Raw genomic sequence first — 16,363 nt, forward strand, 5'->3', positions numbered from 1 at the left:
CGATGGCCAGGAAGGACCAGAAGCACGTCAGCGAGACGCCGGCCACGCAGTGGCTGCGCCAGCAGGGCGTGGCCTTCACCGAGCATGTGTACGACTATGTGGACCATGGCGGCACCGGTGAATCGTCGCGCCAGCTGGGCGTGGACGAGCATGCGGTGGTCAAGACGCTGGTGATGCAGGACGAGAAGGCGCAGCCGCTGATCGTGCTGATGCATGGCGACCGCCAGGTGAGCACCAAGAACCTGGCGCGCGCCATCGGCGCCAAGTCCGTCGAGCCCTGCAAGCCCGAGGTGGCGCAGCGCCACAGCGGCTACCTGGTGGGCGGCACCTCGCCCTTCGGCACCCGCAAGGACATGCCGGTGTACGTGGAGCAGTCGGTGCTGGCGCTGCCGGGCATCTACATCAACGGCGGTCGGCGCGGGTTTCTGGTGGGCATCGCGCCGGCGGTACTGACAGACCTGCTCGGTGCCAAGCCGGTGCAGTGCGCCCTCTGACTCACTTGGCCGTGCCGCATACACTGCCCGGCTGATCAAAAAACCGAGGTGGAGCGCGTGGTGAATGGCACGTTGATGGCGTGGTCGTGGCTGTTGGCGGTGGTGGTGGCTTATGCCATCGGGTCGCTGTCGTTCGCGGTGATCATCAGCCGCGCGATGGGGCTGTCCGACCCGCGCAGTTATGGCTCGGGCAACCCCGGCGCCACCAACGTGCTGCGCTCGGGCAACAAGAAGGCCGCGCTGCTGACGCTGGTGTTCGATGCGCTCAAGGGCTATGTGCCGGTGGTGGTGGCGCTGCTGCTGGCGCCGCGCTTCGGCTGGGGCGAAGGCACCATCGCCGCGGTGGGCCTGGCCGCCTTCATCGGTCACCTGTGGCCGGTGTTCTTCCGCTTCCAGGGTGGCAAGGGCGTGGCCACCGCGGCCGGCGTGCTGCTGGCACTGAACCCGGCGCTGGGCGCGGCCACGCTGCTCACCTGGCTGATCATCGCGTACTTTTTCCGCTACTCGTCGCTGGCCGCCATCGTGGCCGCGGCCTTCGCACCTTTCTACCAGCTGCTGATCTGGGGCGCCGGCCCGATGGCGGTGGCCATCGCGGTGATGAGCCTGCTGCTGGTGCTGCGCCACGCCGGCAACATCCGCAAGCTGATGGCCGGCACCGAATCGAAGATCGGCAGCAAGGCGGGCAAGCCCGCCACCCCTCCTTCCCAACAACACCAGAGAGTGAAGAAATGAGCGTTCAACGTTTTGACGTCGGCACCCGCCTGAGCGAGATGGCGGTGCACAACGGCACCGTGTGGCTGGCCGGCCAGGTGCCCGCCGATGCCACCCAGGACATGACCGGTCAGGCCCGGCAGGTGCTGGCCGCCATCGATGCGCTGCTGGCCCGCGCCGGCACCGACAAGTCCAAGATCGTGATGGCCCAGGTGTTCGTCACCGACCTGGCCGAGTTCCCCGCCTTCAACGCCGTGTGGGACGCCTGGGTGGCCCCGGGCAATGCGCCCCCGCGCGCCACCGTGCAGGCCGCGCTGGCCAAGCCCGAGTGGAAGGTGGAAGTGGTCGTCACCGCGGCCCTGTAAGCCCTGCATCACCATGGCCGCCAGCCGCCCCTCCGCCCGTTCGTTGCTGGGCCTGGTGCTGCTGATCGCGGCCATCAGCGGCGGCACGCAGTGGTGGCATGCCACTGCCCAGCAGCGGGCGGCCGAGCACCTGGCGGCGGTGGCGCGGCCCGGCGACATCCGCCTGATCTCGTCTACCACCTGCGCTTATTGCACGCAGGCCCGGCTGTGGCTGCAGAAGAACGGCGTGCCGTTCGAAGAATGCTTCATCGAGAAGGACAGCGCCTGCCAGGCCACCTTCCAAGCGCACCTGGCGCCCGGCACGCCGCTGGTGCTGGCCGGCGGCCGCGCGCTGCTGGGCTTCGATCCGCAGCGGGTGTTGGAGGCGCTGCAGTCGGTTCAGGGTTCTAGTCGAAGTTGAGGCCAAGCCGCGCCGGGTCGCCACGGCCCAGGCGCACCAGCTGCGGCGCCGTCTCGTCCGTCAGGTCGACCACCGTGGTCGGCTCCATCGGGCAGGCGCCCGCGTCCACCACCGCCTGCACCAGCTTCTGGTAGCGCTGGCGGATGTCTTCCGGGTCGTTCATCGGATCGGTTTCGCCGGCCGGAATCAGCGTGGTGGCCAGCAGCGGCTGGCCGTGTGCCTCCAGCAGCGCCTGCGTCACCTTGTGGTCGGGCACGCGCAGGCCGATGGTGCGGCGCGAAGGGTGGCTTACGCGCCGCGGCACTTCCTTGGTGGCTTCCAGGATGAAGGTGAAGGGGCCGGGCGTGCCCAGCTTCAGCAGCCGGTACTGCTTGTTGTCCACCCGCGCATAGCTGGCCAGCTCGCTCAGGTCGCGGCACAGCAGCGTCAGGTGGTGCTTGTCGTCCACCTCGCGGATGCGCCGCAGCTGGTCGACCGCCGATTTGTCATCGAGCTGGCATACCAGCGCGTAGCTGCTGTCGGTGGGGATGGCCGCCACGCCGCCCTGCTGCAGGATCTGCGCGGCCTGCTTCAGCAGCCGGGGCTGGGGGTTCTCGGGGTGGACTTCGAAATACTGCGACATGGCGTGATTGTCCGGCGCGCGCGGCCGCTGCGCGTGGCGGCGTGGCGCCGCCGCGTCAGGCAGGTCGAGATTCACCGGGCGCACCGAACAGCGCATCGAGCGCGCCCAGCAGGGCCGGCAGCTCGATCGGCTTGGTCCAGTAGTCGATGAAGCCGGCGGCCAGCGCCTCCCGGATGTCCTCGGGCAGCACGTTGGCCGACAGCGCGATGCAGGGCAGGTGGGCGGTGCGCGGGTCGGCGCGCAGGGCCTTCAGCACCCCATGGCCATCGGTGTCGGGCAATTGCATGTCCAGCAACACCAGGTGAGGCTGCATCGTGTGCGCCAGCTGAATGCCGCTGGCGCCGTCTTCGGCCACCTGCAGCTCGATGCCCGGGCGGTGCGCCACCGAGGCCTGCACGATCATCGCGTTGACCGGGTTGTCCTCGACGTACAGCACACGGCCCTGGCCGTCGTCGGCCAGCCGCGGCAGCGGGCGCCGCCGCCCGCTGGCGCTGGGCGGCAGGCCCGGCGGCGCCGGCGTGGCCAGTGGTGCCGGCGGCGTGGCGGCCTGCGACACCGGCGGCATGGCCTGCTGCAGCCAGACCTCGAACACGCTGCCGTGGCCCGGGCGGCTGTGCACCTGCACCCAGCCGCCCATGCTGTCGGCCAGCGCCTTGACGATGGCCAGCCCGGTGCCGGTGCCGGGGCTGTCCCGCTGTTCGCGGCCGAGGCGGTTGAAGGGCTGGAACAGCTGCGCCTGCTGCTCGGCCGACATGCCAGGGCCGTCGTCGGCCACGCAGAGCACCACATGCCCGGGCTGCAGCAGGCCGGCGCTGCCGGCAGCGGCCGGCACGGCGCGGGTGCTGACCGTGACGGTGCCGCCGTGGCGGTTGTACTGGATGCCGTTGGTCAGCAGATGCACCAGGGCCTGACGCAGCCGCGTGGCATCGCCGGCTGGCGGCAGCGCGGTCTGGGCGCCCACCTGCAGCCGCACGCCTTGCGCGGCGGCGGAGGTTTGCAGCAGCCCCACCGCCTGCGCCACCACCGCGGGCAGGTCCACCGGCTGGCGCAGTGCGCCCGCCTCCGGCGTGGAGAGGTCGAGGGCCCCGTCGATCAGCGCCAGCAGATGGCGGCTGGCACCCTGCACCTGTTCCAGCTGGTGGCGGCGGCGCACGGGGTCGGGCGGCATGTCGGCCATCAGCATCAGCTGGGTGACGCCGAGGATGGCGTGCAGTGGCGTGCGCAGCTCATGGCTGATGCGCGCCAGCATCTGCGACTGCACCGCGGCACCGGTGTGCGCGCCGGCCTGCTCGCGCAGCACGACCAGCAAGTCTCGCGGGCTGGTGGCTTCTACATGCAGCGAGAGCCAACGGGCAGCCAGGGCCGTGCCGGCCGGTGCGCGGAAGTCGAGCGTCAGCGGTGCGTCTGTGTGCCGCAGCCAGCGGCGAAGCTGCGAACGCACGTGCAGGCAGTCGTCGCGGTGCACGCCGCTGCGCAGCCAGGCGGCCAGCGTGCGCGGCGGCCGGTGGCCCTGGGGCCAGGCCTGCAGCGCATGCATCTGCGCATTCCAGCTGACCCGCCAGCGCCGGCCGTGGCGCTGCAGCGTGCACAGGCCCAGGCCCGCGGCACGCGCTGCGCTGTCCGGCAGCGGGCGGGCTTCGGGGGCGCCGTGGGGCGCCGCGCGGGTCGGGGTGATGGCCACGCGCCCAGTCTAGGGAAAGTGCGCACAAATGCCAACTTTGATATGCCGGTGACTCGGGCTGCAGAATCGATCGGCTGGGCCTGCAGCGGCGCGTGACGCGGGGCTCAGCTGCTGCGGGAGCCCTCGGCTGCCGCGCCCTGCGGCAGCGCCACCGCGCCGGGCAGCGCCGGGCACGGGCGCGCAGCGCCGATGGCGGCCTCCGCCTCCTGCGCCTGCTGCGAGCTGGCGGCGCCCGTGCGTGCCACCACGCGGTTGCGTCCGGCGGCCTTGGCGGCGTACAGCGCCTCGTCGGCCCGGCGCAGCACCGTGCTCACATCGTCGCCCGGCTCGGCCAGCGTGAGGCCGATGCTGACGGTGATCGGGCTGCCTTCCATGCCCCAGGGTGTGGTGTCGATGGCCTGCACCCGGCGGCGCAGGTCTTCCGCCACCTCGGCGGCGCGCACGATGTCGGCCCGCGGCAGCAGCACGACGAACTCTTCGCCACCCAGCCGGCCGACGGAGGCCACCGATCGCACCGACTGCCGCAGCACCGCGGCCACGGCGCGCAGCACCTCGTCGCCCACCAGGTGGCCACGCAGGTCGTTGAAGCGCTTGAAGTGGTCGAGGTCGACGATCAGCAGCGCCCCGGGGGCCGCGCCGCCGCGCAGCTGGCCTTCCAGCTGGCCCAGCAGGTGGCGGCGGTTGGGCAGCGCGGTCAGCTCGTCGGTCATCGCCAGCACCTGCATCGCGCGCCCGCTGCTGCGCTGGCGCCAGGCCAGCACCCCCAGCAGCGCCGCCAACGCGGTGGCCAGCAGCAGCACCACCAGCTTGAGCTGGCCGACGCGCCGTTCCTGCGCCAGCGCGGCATCGGCGGCGGCCTTGTCGCGCAGCAGCAGCTCGTTCTCGCGGTCCCTGGCGGCGCTGTTGAACTCGATCTTCAGCGTGGCGTAGCGCTGGTCGAGCTGGCGCTTGAGCAGGATGTCGGACGCCGCCTTCCAGGCTGCCTGGTGCTCATAGGCGGCCCGCCAGTCGCCTTGCTCATGCAGCAGGCCGGCCAGCTCGCCGCGGGTGGCCACCTGCTCGGCCAGTGAATCGGCCTGCTCGAAGATGGCCAGGGCCTGCCGCAGCGCGTCGGCCGCCTCGTCGGGCCGGCGCAGCTGGCGCAGTGCGATGCCCCGCTGCAGCAGCGACTGGGCCTGCAGCCGGGCGTCGGGCGTTTCCTGCTGCATGGGCGCGGCCAGGTCCAGCAGGGCCAGTGCTTCGGCCGGTGCGCCACGCGCATTGCGCACGCTGGCCAGGCCGCGCAGGGCATAGGCCTCGCCACGCGCATAGTCGAGCCGGCGGGCCAGCTGCAGCGCCTCCTCGAAGGCCTTGTGCGCCTCCGCCCATTCGCCCATGTTCTCGAGCGTGCGGCCCAGGTTGTGCAGCGTCACCAGCTGCTCGCGCACGCGGCCTGCCTCGCGCTGCAGCTTGAGAGAGGCCTCGAAGTAATGCCGCGCCTGTGCCGCATCGCCCATGCGGTTGAACAGGATGGCGATGCCGCTGAGCGTGTTCTGCGCCTGGTGGGGCTGCTGCAGCTTCTCGTACAGCGCCATCGCGCGCCGCATGTCGGCCAGGCCCGCGGCCAGGTCGCCCTGCACGCCGCGCAGGTAGCCGCGCTGGAACAGGGCGTCGGCCATCACTTCGTCGTCGGCGGCACGGCCGGCATGGGACACGGCCTGCTCCAGCATCTCCAGTGCGCGGGCACTGGCGCCGCGCGCTTCTTCGATGCCGCCTTGGCACAGCAGCACGGCCGCCTCCGCCTCGGGCCGGCGGCTGATGGCCAGCAGCTCGCGCATCTGCCGGGCCTGCGCCTCGGCGGCGGCCAGGTCGCGTTCGGTCAGGTAGTCGCACAGCAGGCCGCGGGCGCGCAGCTGCACGTCGGCATCGGGCTGGCGGGCCAGCAGGTCCAGCGCCTGTTCGGCCAGCGCCCGACTGGTCTCGGGGTGCGTGCCCATCGCCTGGCGGCTGCGCACCACCAGGTCGGCCGCCGTCTGCGCATGCAGCGGCGACGCATGCAGCGCGAGCAGAAGCAACGGTAACCAGGGCTTGCGGACCATCGAGGGGGTGGCACAGGGGTTACCGATTGTGCCGCGCCGGCCCGCAGCCGCCGCCGGTTATCCTCGGCGCCACCATGTTGCAGCCCCCGATCACCCCGCCCGCGCAGGCCGACGCGGCCCTGAAGCGCCAAGGTCATGCCGTGCTGGATGCGGCCGGCCTGTGCACCGCCCTGGACACCACGCCCGAGGCCCTGGGCCGCTGGTCCGCCTTCTGGAACCGGCTGCCGCCCGACCAGCACCTGCGCGACGGCGGCCGCTACCGCCGGCGCCGCCACGGCTGCTTCGTGGTGCAAGGCGCCCAGGTGACGCCGGTGCCGCACCGGGCCCACTGGCAGCCGGTGGAGTACAACGCCCTGCACGGCGGCATCGAACGCTGGTTCGAACCGATCGAGCCCGCGCTGGTGGATGACCCGCTGTGGCAACGCCTGCTGGTGATGCTGGCTGAGCGCGCCAGCGCGTTGCGCGGCGAGCAGCCCTGGTACATCGAGGCCCATCCCTTCCGCATCGATACCGAAGGCGGCATCGGCCGACCCACGCCCGAAGGCGCCCACCGCGACGGTGTGGACCTGGTGGCGGTGATCCTGGTGGCGCGCGAACACATCAAGGGCGGCGAGACGCGGGTGTTCGAGGCCGACGGCCCGCACGGCCTGCGCTTCACGATGACCCAGCCCTGGACCACGCTGCTGCTGGACGACAGCCGCGTGATCCACGAGAGCACGCCCATCCAGCCCGATGGCGCCGGTGGCCACCGGGACACGCTGGTGATCACGCTGCGCGCAGGCGGCTTTCAGGGCCCCTGACGCACCGGCGCGGCGCTGCCGGCCACCGGCGGTGCCACGCCCAGGTGCTGGGCCGAGGTGAGGCCCATCGACACGTAGATGCTGGTCACCGCATCGATGCCCACGTCGGCCCGCACCACCCATTCCTCGGGCACGTACAGCAGCCCGCCGCCGATGGGCACCGGCGAGGTGGGCACCATCACCGCCAAGTAGCGGCGGCCCTCCAGCAGCACCGGCTCGGGGCTGCCCAGCAGCGCCAGCGCCGCGGCGCCACCCTTGCCGCCGAAGTGGCACCACACCGGGCTCATCGAGCGCAGGCTGTCGTCCTGCCCGGGCGCGAAGAGGCCCACCATCTTGCGCACCATGTCGTACACCGTGCGCACGACCGGGATGCGCAGCATCACGCCGTTGACCAGCCGCGCCAGCCCGCGCTGCAGCCCGGTTTCCACCAGCACGCCCAGCACGAAGATGGCGCCGGCCACCACGGCCACGCCGATCAGGTAGCCCAGCACCTCGCTGCCACCCAGGCTGAGGCCCAGCGCGACGAACAGGCTGCCCACCAGGCTGCCCGGGCCCACCCACTGCAGCAGCAGCTGCACCGCCCACACCAGGATGGCCAGCGTGGCGGCCAGGGGCAGGGCGGCCAGCAGGCCGGTGACGAAAACACGTACCAAGGGTCGGGCGTGGCCGGTCATGAAAACGCAATCCTGGACAGAGCAACGGGTGCCGCATCGTAGCGAGGCGCCGCCACCGGTCGCGCCGCATTGCAGTTCAGGCGCCGTGGTCGGCGCTTCGTCGCAAGCCGCTGGCGGGGCGGGCGGCGGCTGCCGACACTGACTCCATCAGCCCAGGAGCCGCACCATGAAGACCACCACCCTTGCCACCGTTCTCGTGATGACCGCCGCCGTGGCCGCCGCCGCCTGGCTGGCCGCCACGCCGCGCGCCAGCGTGCCGGCGCAGGCCGAGCCCGAGGTTCAGCGCGTGATCATCGTCGGCAAGCGCCTGCCCGCGGCCGAGGCCTCCGCGCCGGCGGTGGCTCAGCTCAACTGAAGCCGCTCACAGCACCCGGTTGAACCACAGCAGCGACAGCGCCGCCGCCGCCACCGCCAGCGCGGCGCCCAGGCCGGCGAAGAGGGCGGTGATCTCCGTCTCCTTCTTCTGCGCCGTCAGCCGCGAACCCAGCGACTGGTAGACCTTCTTCAGGTCTTCGGCGGTGCCGGCGTAGAAGTACTCGGCCCGGGTGGCCGAGGCCACGTTCTTCAGCGTTTCCTCGTCCAGCCGCACCCGCATCGACCAGCCTTCGAAGCCGATGGTCTCGCCCTCCTTGGTGCCGATTCCCACGGTGTACACCTTCACGCCACGGTCGGCCGCCATGCGCGCGGCGTCGATGGAATCGGGCCCGGTGGTGCGCTGCCCATCGGTCAGCAGGATCACGGCGGCCGAGTTGTAGGATCCCGGTTCCACCGGCGCGGCGGTATCGGGCTTCTTCTCGTCCAGCGCGCCGGGCATCGGGCGCTGGCCGGTCACCTGCGACAGGTCGATGTTGGCATCCGGGAAGATGGTGGCCAGTGAGAGCACGATGCCGCTGCCGATGGCAGTGCCGCGCTGCAGCTGGAAGCGGTCGATGGCGGCCACCACGTCCTCGCGGCTGGTGGTGGGCGGCTGCACCACGGCGGCGGTGCCGGCGAAGCTCACCACGCCCACCCGCACCTGGCGCGGCAGCTCGGTGATGAAGCTCTTGGCCGCGTTCTGCGCCGCCACCAGGCGGTTGGGCTCCACGTCGGCGGCGCGCATGCTGCCCGAGACGTCCATCGCCAGGATGATGGTCTGCTCGACCAGCGGCAGCGTGATCACGGCCGCCGGGCGGGCCGTGGCCAGCAGCAGCGACACCAGCGCCGCCAGGAACAGCAGCGGCGGCACGTGGCGGCGCCAGGCGGTGCCGCGGCCCATCGCCTCCTTGACGATGCCCAGGCTGGCCCAGGCCACGGCGGTGCGCTTGCGCCGCCGCAGCAGCCACAGGTACAGCAGCACCAGCAGCGGTACCGCCAGCAGCAGCCACAGCAGGTCGGGCCACAGGAAGTTGAAGCCGTTCATCATGCAAACCTCCTCACGCCCACCGCGCCGGCGGCCAGCCGGCTGCGCTGCTTGCGCGCATCCACGAAACGCAGCAGCGCGTCGGCCAGATCGTCCTCGGTCGACAGCTCCAGCGCGTCCACGCCGGCCCGGGCCAGGCCGTCCATCAGCGCCGCCTCGCGTTCGGCGGCGATCTTCTCGAAGCGCTGGCGAAAGCCGCGCGCCCCGGTGTCCACGAACATCTGCTCGCCGGTCTCGGCGTCCTGCATCAGCACCATGCCCAGGTCGGGCATCTTCATCTCCAGCGGGTCATAGAGGCGCACCGCCACCACGTCGTGCCGGCGCGCCAGCTGCGCCAGCGGCTGGTCCCAGCCCGGCTCGCTGATGAAGTCGGACACCACGAACACGCTGGCCCGCCGCGGAATCACCGCCGCCGCGCGGTGCAGCAGGTCGGCCAGCCGGGTGCCGGTGCCCAGCTTGGCGGCCGGCCGCGTCTGCAGCCGGTGCAGCAGGTGCAGCACATGGCGGCGGCCGCCGCGGGCGGGGATCACCGCGTCCACTTCGCTGCCGTACAGCATCGCACCCACGCGGTTGCCATGGCGGGTGAGGCCACGCGCCATCGCACCGACGAAGTGGGTGGACAGCGTGCGCTTGCGCACCCGGGCGCCGAAGTCGATCGACGGGCTCAGGTCGAGCAGGAACCAGGCGCTCAGCTCACGGTCTTCGGAGAACTGGCGCACATGCGGCTGCTGCAGCCGGGCGGTGACGTTCCAGTCGATGTGGCGCACGTCGTCGTGGTGCTGGTATTCGCGCAGGTCGGCCAGGTCGAGGCCGTTGCCGCGCATCAGCGTGCGGTAGTCGCCCTGCAGCCAGCCGTCCAGCCGGCGCAGCACCGTCCACTCCAGCTGGTGCAGCAGCGCCTCGGTGCCGCCGGGCGCGGTGGTGGTGTCGGCTTCCATCGCGTCAGCCGTTCGCCACCTTGGCGTCCTGGTGCTCCAAGGGCCGTGCGGGGGCGGGCACCTTCTGCAGGATCTGCGCGACGATCTGCTCGGCGGTGATGCCGTCGGTCAGCGCCTCGTAGCTCAGCGACAGGCGGTGGCGCAGCACGTCGGCCGCCAGGTCGCTGACGTCTTCGGGCAGCGCGTAGTTGCGCCCCCGCAGGAAGCCCAGCGCCCGCGCGCCCTCGATCAGGTTGATGGTGGCCCGGGGGCTGGCGCCGAAGGTGATGTACTTGGCCAGGTCGGGCAGGCCGAAGCGGCCCGGCTCACGCGTGGCGGCCACCAGCTTGACGGCGTAGTTGATCAGCGCCGGGTCGACGTAGGAGCGCCGGCATTCCTGCTGCAGCGCGGCCAGCTGCTCGGTGGTGGCCACGGGCATCACCTCCACCGGCGCGCCGGTGACGCGCTGCACGATGACGAACTCTTCCTCGTCCGTCGGGTAGCCGACGATGACCTTCATCATGAAGCGGTCCACCTGCGCCTCGGGCAGCGGGTAGGTGCCTTCGGTCTCGATCGGGTTCTGCGTGGCCATCACCAGGAAGGGCTTGGGCACCGGGTAGCTCTGGCCGGCGATGGTGACCTGCCGCTCCTGCATCACCTCCAGCAGCGCACTCTGCACCTTGGCCGGCGCGCGGTTGATTTCGTCGGCCAGCAGCAGGTTGGCGAACACCGGCCCCAGCGAGGTGCTGAAGTCGCCGCTCTTCTGGTTGTAGATGCGGGTGCCCACCAGATCGGCCGGCACCAAGTCGGGCGTGAACTGGATGCGCTTGAACTGGCCCGACACCGCCTTGGCCAGCGTGTTCACCGTCAGCGTCTTGGCCAGGCCCGGCACGCCTTCGACCAGCAAATGGCCCTGGGCCAGCATGGCCACCATCACCCGCTCCAGGAAACGGTCCTGGCCCACCACCACCCGCTTGACCTCGTAGAGCACCTGCTCCATCAAGGTGCTGACGTCGGCGGCGCTGCGTTGGTTTTCCATCGATGAAGCTCCTTGTGCCTAGAAGGGGTGCATGCCGGCGCCGGCCGCGGCGTTCTCGATCGGCACGGCAAAGCCGATGCCGACGAAAAAGCGCTGCTGCACCGGGTTGAGGATGGCGGTGACGATGCCCACCACCTCGCCGTCGTCGGTGACCAGCGGGCCGCCGGAGTTGCCCGGGTTGGCCGCCGCGTCGAACTGGATCAGGTTGGTGAGGACCTGCTTGCCCTCGGGCGAGCGGAATTCGCGCTTCAGGCCCGAGACCACGCCGTGCGACACCGAAGGCCCGATGCCGAAGGGAAAGCCCACCGCCGTCACCCGGTCGCCGGGCTTCAGGTCGCCGGTGGAGCGCATGGTGGCGGGCACCAGGTCGTCGGGCAGCTTCTGCGCCTGCAGCACGGCCAGGTCGTTCTCGGGCTGCACGTTGATCACGTGCGCATCGGCCTCGGTGCCGTCGTAGAAGGTGACCTTCACGCGGCGCGAGCCGGCCACCACATGCAGGTTGGTGAGGATGACGCCACGGTCGGTGATCACCACGCCTGTCCCGATGCCGCCGCTGTCGTCGTCCTTGGCTTCGGCGTCGCTGCGGCTGCTGAGCCCCACCACGCGCACCACCGATGGGCGCACCGTCTCGGCCGCCTTGCTGGCCAGCTGCGGCATCGGCTGGGTGTTGAGGGTGTGCAGCACCGCCTTGTCGATGTCCTTCTGCGTCAGCCGCTGCGGCTTGGGCTGCATCAGCGTGAAGGCCAGGGTGGCCGCGCACAGGCCGAGCAGCGCGCCGCCGCCGGCGAAGGCCCAGCGGCCGGCGCGGGTGGAGGTGGCGCGTGGCGCCTGTGGCGGCGGGCTGGCGCCGTGCGGCGCCGTGGATTTGGCGCCAGCGCCCTGCGCTGCTTCGGGCTTTTCGCCCGGCTGGCGGCGGTTGCCCTGCGCAGCCGCGGCTTCGCCGGGCGGCTGGGCGTGCGAGGCACCGGCCGCCAGGGCCGCGGGTGCTGCCGACGGCTTGTGCCGGTTGGCGGCGCTGTAGAGCGGAGTTCGTTTCATGACGCCCCTGCAGTTGAGCCGTCGGCCAGCGACGGCAAAGCCCAGTCAAGAAGACTCACGACGACAGTAGCACGGCATGCGGCTTTGCGCAGCCCGCCGGCCCTTGGCCGCACTCCGGCATCATCCGTGCCATGTCCTGGATAGACACCCATGTGCACCTGGATGCACCCGAATTCGACGCCGACCGCCCGCAGGTGGTGGCCCGTGCGCAGGCGGCCGGCGTGCCCATGCTGGTGCTGCCCGCCATCCTGGCGAAGCATTTCGACACCGTTCGGCAGCTGGCGCATGAACACGGCCTGGCTTATGCGCTGGGCATCCATCCGCTGTACGTGGGCCAGGCGGCCGACGACGAGCTGGACCAGCTGGCCGAGCACCTGCGCCGCCATGCGGGCGATCCGCGGCTGGTGGCGGTGGGCGAGATCGGACTCGACCTCTTCGTGCCCGGCCTCGACCTGGCGCGGCAGGAGCACTTCTATGCGGCGCAGCTGAAGCTGGCGCGCGACGCCGGGCTGCCGGTGATCGTGCATGTGCGGCGCTCGGCCGACCTGCTGCTCAAGCACCTGCGCCGCATCGAGGGGCTGGGCGGCATCGTGCATGCGTTCAACGGCAGCGATGCGCAGGCGCGGCAGTTCATCGACCGCGGCTTCCGCCTGGGCTTCGGCGGCGCGATGACTTTTGAGCGGGCGCGGCAGATCCGCCACCTGGCGGCCAGCGTGCCCGACCATGTGCCGGTGCTGGAAACCGACGCGCCCGACATTCCGCCGCACTGGCTGTACCGCACCGCCGAGGCGCGGGCGCAGGGCGAGGCCACCGGCCGCAATGAGCCGGCCGAGCTGCCGCGCATCGCGCAGACCCTGGCCGAGCTGCGCGGCTGGACGCTGGAAGAAACCGCCCGCCGCACCGCCGACAATGCCCGCGCGGCGCTGCCGCGGCTGGCGGCGCTGGCCGCATGAGGGCCGAGCCCGCGCTGCTTACCGGCCTGGGCCCCGTGATCGCCCCGCACACCCGGCTGGTGGTGCTGGGCAGCTTTCCGGGGGCGCGCTCGCTGGCCGAGCAGCAGTACTACGCCCATCCCCGCAACCATTTCTGGCCGATCCTGTCGGCGCTCTGGGAGATCGACCTGCGATCCATGCCTTATCAACAACGCCTGACCGTGCTGCTGCAGCGCGGTCTGGGCCTGTGGGACGTCTATGCTGGCTGCCGCCGTGAAGGCAGCCTGGACAGCGCCATCGAAGATGCCCGGCCCAACGACCTGGCCGGCCTGCTGCGCCAGGCGCCGGGGCTGCGCGGCATCGCGCACAACGGCGGCGAATCGGCCCGCTCGATGCGGGTGACCGGCGCGCTCGGCCTGCCGGTGTGGCGGCTGCCTTCCACCAGCCCGGCCAACGCGTCGTGGTCGTTCGAGCGCAAGCTGGCGGCCTGGCGCGAGGCCTTCGTGGCCACCGGGGTGGCGGCATGACGGTGGCGCATCACGACCCCACGCTGCCCGAAGTCACGCTGTCCGAGCTGGACGGCGTGCGCTACCTGCACCTCGACTCCATCTGGGTGCAGGGCGCCATGCGCATTGCCAAGCCGCGCGTGCTGGAGCTGGAGTACATCCAGCGCATGATGGCCTGGATGCTGTGGCGGCCCAGCGCCGAGCTGGCGCAGGGCCATGCGGTGCAGCTGGGCCTGGGCGCGGCCGCCATCACCCGCTTTTGCCACCAGGTGCTGCGCATGCGCACCACTGCGGTGGAGCTGAACCCGGCCGTGATCGCCGCCTGCCGCATGCGCTTTCGGCTGGGCGCCGACGACGAGCGACTGACGGTGCTCAACCAGGACGCCGGCGCCTGGGTGCGCGAGCCTGCCAACGCGCAGACGGTGGACGTGCTCAACGTCGACCTCTACGACCACGAAGCCGCCGCGCCGGTGCTGGACGACGAGCGCTTCTACGCCGACTGCCACCAAGTGCTGAACCACGGCGGCCTGATGACGGTGAACCTGTTCGGCCGTCATGCCAGCTTCCTGGCCAGCGCCGAGCGCATCGCCGCCGCCTTCGGCCGCGACCAGGTCTGGAGCCTGCGCCCCACGCGCGAGGGCAACACCGTGGTGGTGGCCGCCCGTGGCGTGGTGGTGCCGGGGCGTGAAGAACTGATCGCCCGCGCCGATAACATCGAGAAGCGGTACGGGTCGCTGGGCGTGCCGGCCCGCAAGTGGCTGCGCATGGTGCGCCCGCTGCCCGACCCCGCGAACTGACACTGCCCGCCGCCGCCGATGCCCCCTGCCGCGCCCGCCTCTCCCTCTTCCGGTGCTGCCGCGCGCCCGTCGTCGTCAGTTCCGCCTGGCGACCTGCCGGCGGGCCGGCTCGAGTGGCGTGCGCTGCTGCAGTGGCTGGTGGCCGACGGCTGGATCACCCTCGACGATGCCGACCGGGTTGAGCGGCGCTTCGGCGCCGGTGACAGCCGCCAGCATCCGCTGGTGCGGCTGGGTGGCGCCGGCCTGGTGCGGAAAGGCAACGGCAAGCCGCTGGACACCGAGGCGCTGACCGAATGGCTGGCCGGTCACCTGGGCCTGCCCTATGTGCGCATCGACCCGCTGAAGGTGGACGTGGGCCGCGTGGCCGACGTCATGTCCATCCACTATGCCGAGAGCCGGCGCGTGCTGCCGCTCAACGTCAGCCTGGTGGAAGTGACGGTGGCCACCAGCGAGCCGCTGGACACCGCCTGGGTGGCCGAGATCGAAGGCCACGCGCGCAAGAAGATCCGCCTGGTGCTGGCCAACCCGGTGGACGTGCAGCGCTACACCACCGAGTTCTTCACGCTGGCCCGTTCCGTCAAGGCGGCAGCCAAGAGCGGCGAGACCTCGGCCATCGCCAGCTTCGAGCAGCTGGTGGAGCTGGGCAAGGCCAACAAGCAGCTCGATGCCAACGACCAGGGCGTGGTGCAGGTGGTCGATTGGCTGTGGCAGTACGCCTTCGACCAGCGCGCCAGCGACATCCACCTGGAGCCGCGGCGCGACATGGGCGCCATCCGCTTCCGCATCGACGGCGTGCTGCACACCGTCTACCAGCTGCCGGTGCAGGTGATGAGCGCGATGACCGCGCGCATCAAGCTGCTGGGCCGTATGGACGTGGTGGAGCGCCGCCGCCCGCAGGACGGCCGCATCAAGACGGTGCGGCCCGAGGTCGGCGGCCAGCCCGGCGGCGAGGTGGAGATGCGCCTGTCCACGCTGCCCACCGCCTTCGGCGAGAAGATGGTGATGCGCATCTTCGACCCCGACACCGTGGTCAAGAGCATCGAGGCGCTGGGCTTCGGCGCCCATGATGCGCAGCGCTGGCAGGAACTCACCGGCCGCTCGCACGGCATCATCCTGGTCACCGGCCCCACCGGCAGCGGCAAGACCACCACGCTGTATTCCACGCTCAAGAAGCTGGCCACCGACGAGGTCAACGTCTGCACCGTGGAAGACCCGATCGAGATGGTGGAGCCCGCCCTCAACCAGACCCAGGTGCAGCCGGCGCTGGACCTGGGCTTTGCCGAAGGCCTGCGTGCGCTGATGCGGCAGGACCCGGACATCATCATGGTGGGCGAGATCCGCGACCTGGCCACGGCCGAGATGGCCATCCAGGCCGCGCTCACCGGCCACCTGGTGTTCAGCACCCTGCACACCAACGATGCGGCCAGCGCCATCACGCGCCTGGCCGACCTGGGCGTGCCGCCGTACCTGATCAGCGCCACCGTGATCGGCGTGCTGGCGCAGCGGCTGGCGCGCACGCTGTGCCCGGCCTGCAAGGTGCGTGATGAGGACGTGAGCCGCGAGATGCTGGATGCTGCGGCGCAGCCCTGGCGGCTGAAGGGCGCGGTGCGTGCCTACCGGCCGGTGGGCTGCCTGGAATGCCGCATGACGGGCTTTCGGGGCCGCGCCGGGCTGTACGAGCTGATGGTGATGAGCGATGCCGCCCGCGCCGCCGTGCACCCGGTGCTGGACGCCGCCGCGCTGCGCCGCCAGGCGCTGGCCGACGGCATGCACCCGCTGCGCCTGGCCGGCGTGATGAAGGTGGCCGACGGCAGCACCACCATCGAGGAAGTGCTGCGCACCACGCCCAAGTGGAGCGAAACCGGTTGACCTTCTAGGGACACGGAGCGGTCGCCGACGAGCTAGGGGGG

18 protein-coding genes are annotated in these 16,363 nt (G+C 71.5%); 10 read left to right on the forward strand and 8 right to left on the reverse strand.

The window, feature by feature from the left end; all coding sequences use genetic code 11:
* Positions 1-2: 2 nt before the first annotated feature.
* From ybaK to MW290_RS20100, 4 genes are all read left to right on the forward strand, one after another.
* Positions 3-494, forward strand: a complete 492-nt coding sequence (ybaK, locus tag MW290_RS20085) for a Cys-tRNA(Pro) deacylase (protein WP_250199454.1) — start codon at positions 3-5, stop codon at positions 492-494.
* 75 nt (positions 495-569) lie between these two features.
* Positions 570-1,226: a glycerol-3-phosphate 1-O-acyltransferase PlsY gene (gene plsY, locus MW290_RS20090; protein ID WP_250200067.1), complete on the forward strand. Its 657-nt coding sequence runs from the start codon at positions 570-572 to the stop codon at positions 1,224-1,226.
* Positions 1,223-1,570, forward strand: coding sequence for a RidA family protein (locus MW290_RS20095; protein ID WP_250199455.1), 348 nt, complete (start codon positions 1,223-1,225; stop codon positions 1,568-1,570). Before plsY ends, MW290_RS20095 begins: the two co-directional genes overlap by 4 nt.
* Before the next feature lie 13 nt (positions 1,571-1,583).
* Positions 1,584-1,970 (forward strand): glutaredoxin family protein, encoded by a 387-nt coding sequence (locus MW290_RS20100; protein ID WP_250199456.1) that lies wholly within the window; start codon positions 1,584-1,586, stop codon positions 1,968-1,970.
* Here the strand turns inward: MW290_RS20100 and MW290_RS20105 are convergent.
* The 3 genes from MW290_RS20105 to MW290_RS20115 all read right to left on the reverse strand — a co-directional run bounded on the left by MW290_RS20105 (position 1,957) and on the right by MW290_RS20115 (position 6,327).
* The gene (locus MW290_RS20105) at positions 1,957-2,592 is read right to left on the reverse strand and encodes an L-threonylcarbamoyladenylate synthase (RefSeq protein ID WP_250199457.1); all 636 of its coding nucleotides are present in this window, start codon (positions 2,590-2,592) and stop codon (positions 1,957-1,959) included. The genes MW290_RS20100 and MW290_RS20105 overlap by 14 nt on opposite strands.
* 55 nt (positions 2,593-2,647) lie before the next feature.
* Positions 2,648-4,273: a hybrid sensor histidine kinase/response regulator gene (locus tag MW290_RS20110; RefSeq protein WP_250199458.1), complete on the reverse strand. Its 1,626-nt coding sequence runs from the start codon at positions 4,271-4,273 to the stop codon at positions 2,648-2,650.
* A gap of 104 nt (positions 4,274-4,377) precedes the next feature.
* A complete protein-coding gene (locus tag MW290_RS20115) occupies positions 4,378-6,327 on the reverse strand; it encodes a diguanylate cyclase domain-containing protein (protein WP_250199459.1) in 1,950 nt (649 codons plus the stop codon).
* A 98-nt stretch (positions 6,328-6,425) separates the two neighbouring features.
* Here MW290_RS20115 and MW290_RS20120 point away from each other — a divergent pair, with 98 nt between their 5' ends.
* Positions 6,426-7,151: a 2OG-Fe dioxygenase family protein gene (locus MW290_RS20120; RefSeq protein WP_250199460.1), complete on the forward strand. Its 726-nt coding sequence runs from the start codon at positions 6,426-6,428 to the stop codon at positions 7,149-7,151.
* Here the strand turns inward: MW290_RS20120 and MW290_RS20125 are convergent.
* Entirely contained in the window at positions 7,139-7,825 is a 687-nt protein-coding gene (locus MW290_RS20125; RefSeq protein WP_250199461.1) for a DUF502 domain-containing protein, read from the reverse strand. The two genes, MW290_RS20120 and MW290_RS20125, sit on opposite strands and share 13 nt — an antisense overlap.
* Before the next feature lie 166 nt (positions 7,826-7,991).
* On the opposite strand from MW290_RS20125, the gene MW290_RS20130 reads away from it, so the two are divergent.
* Positions 7,992-8,180, forward strand: a complete 189-nt coding sequence (locus MW290_RS20130) for a hypothetical protein (RefSeq protein ID WP_250199462.1) — start codon at positions 7,992-7,994, stop codon at positions 8,178-8,180.
* A gap of 6 nt (positions 8,181-8,186) precedes the next feature.
* On the opposite strand, the gene MW290_RS20135 is transcribed toward MW290_RS20130, so the two are convergent.
* The 4 genes from MW290_RS20135 to MW290_RS20150 are packed head-to-tail and all read right to left on the reverse strand — an operon-like array spanning position 8,187 to position 12,218.
* Positions 8,187-9,227, reverse strand: coding sequence for a VWA domain-containing protein (locus MW290_RS20135; RefSeq protein WP_375142928.1), 1,041 nt, complete (start codon positions 9,225-9,227; stop codon positions 8,187-8,189).
* The gene (locus tag MW290_RS20140; RefSeq protein ID WP_250199463.1) at positions 9,224-10,162 is read right to left on the reverse strand and encodes a DUF58 domain-containing protein; all 939 of its coding nucleotides are present in this window, start codon (positions 10,160-10,162) and stop codon (positions 9,224-9,226) included. Before MW290_RS20140 ends, MW290_RS20135 begins: the two co-directional genes overlap by 4 nt.
* A gap of 4 nt (positions 10,163-10,166) precedes the next feature.
* Entirely contained in the window at positions 10,167-11,180 is a 1,014-nt protein-coding gene (locus MW290_RS20145; RefSeq protein ID WP_250199464.1) for an AAA family ATPase, read from the reverse strand.
* Positions 11,181-11,198: 18 nt separating this feature from the next.
* Positions 11,199-12,218, reverse strand: coding sequence for a S1C family serine protease (locus tag MW290_RS20150; RefSeq protein ID WP_250199465.1), 1,020 nt, complete (start codon positions 12,216-12,218; stop codon positions 11,199-11,201).
* Between the two features lie 131 nt (positions 12,219-12,349).
* Here MW290_RS20150 and MW290_RS20155 point away from each other — a divergent pair, with 131 nt between their 5' ends.
* Genes MW290_RS20155 through MW290_RS20170 form a run of 4 tightly spaced genes read left to right on the forward strand, consistent with a single transcriptional unit; the run spans position 12,350 to position 16,322 of the window.
* Positions 12,350-13,171 carry a TatD family hydrolase gene (locus tag MW290_RS20155; protein ID WP_250199466.1) on the forward strand — a complete coding sequence of 274 codons (822 nt, stop codon included), beginning with the start codon at positions 12,350-12,352 and terminating at the stop codon, positions 13,169-13,171.
* Positions 13,168-13,677: a DNA-deoxyinosine glycosylase gene (locus MW290_RS20160; RefSeq protein ID WP_250199467.1), complete on the forward strand. Its 510-nt coding sequence runs from the start codon at positions 13,168-13,170 to the stop codon at positions 13,675-13,677. The genes MW290_RS20155 and MW290_RS20160 overlap by 4 nt, the downstream gene beginning before the upstream one ends.
* Entirely contained in the window at positions 13,674-14,453 is a 780-nt protein-coding gene (locus MW290_RS20165) for a spermine/spermidine synthase domain-containing protein (RefSeq protein WP_250199468.1), read from the forward strand. Before MW290_RS20160 ends, MW290_RS20165 begins: the two co-directional genes overlap by 4 nt.
* Before the next feature lie 18 nt (positions 14,454-14,471).
* Positions 14,472-16,322, forward strand: a complete 1,851-nt coding sequence (locus MW290_RS20170) for a GspE/PulE family protein (protein ID WP_250199469.1) — start codon at positions 14,472-14,474, stop codon at positions 16,320-16,322.
* The last annotated feature ends 41 nt before the right edge of the window (positions 16,323-16,363 follow it).

The sequence above is a fragment of the Aquincola tertiaricarbonis genome, from assembly GCF_023573145.1.
GTDB lineage: Bacteria > Pseudomonadota > Gammaproteobacteria > Burkholderiales > Burkholderiaceae_C > Aquincola > Aquincola tertiaricarbonis_B.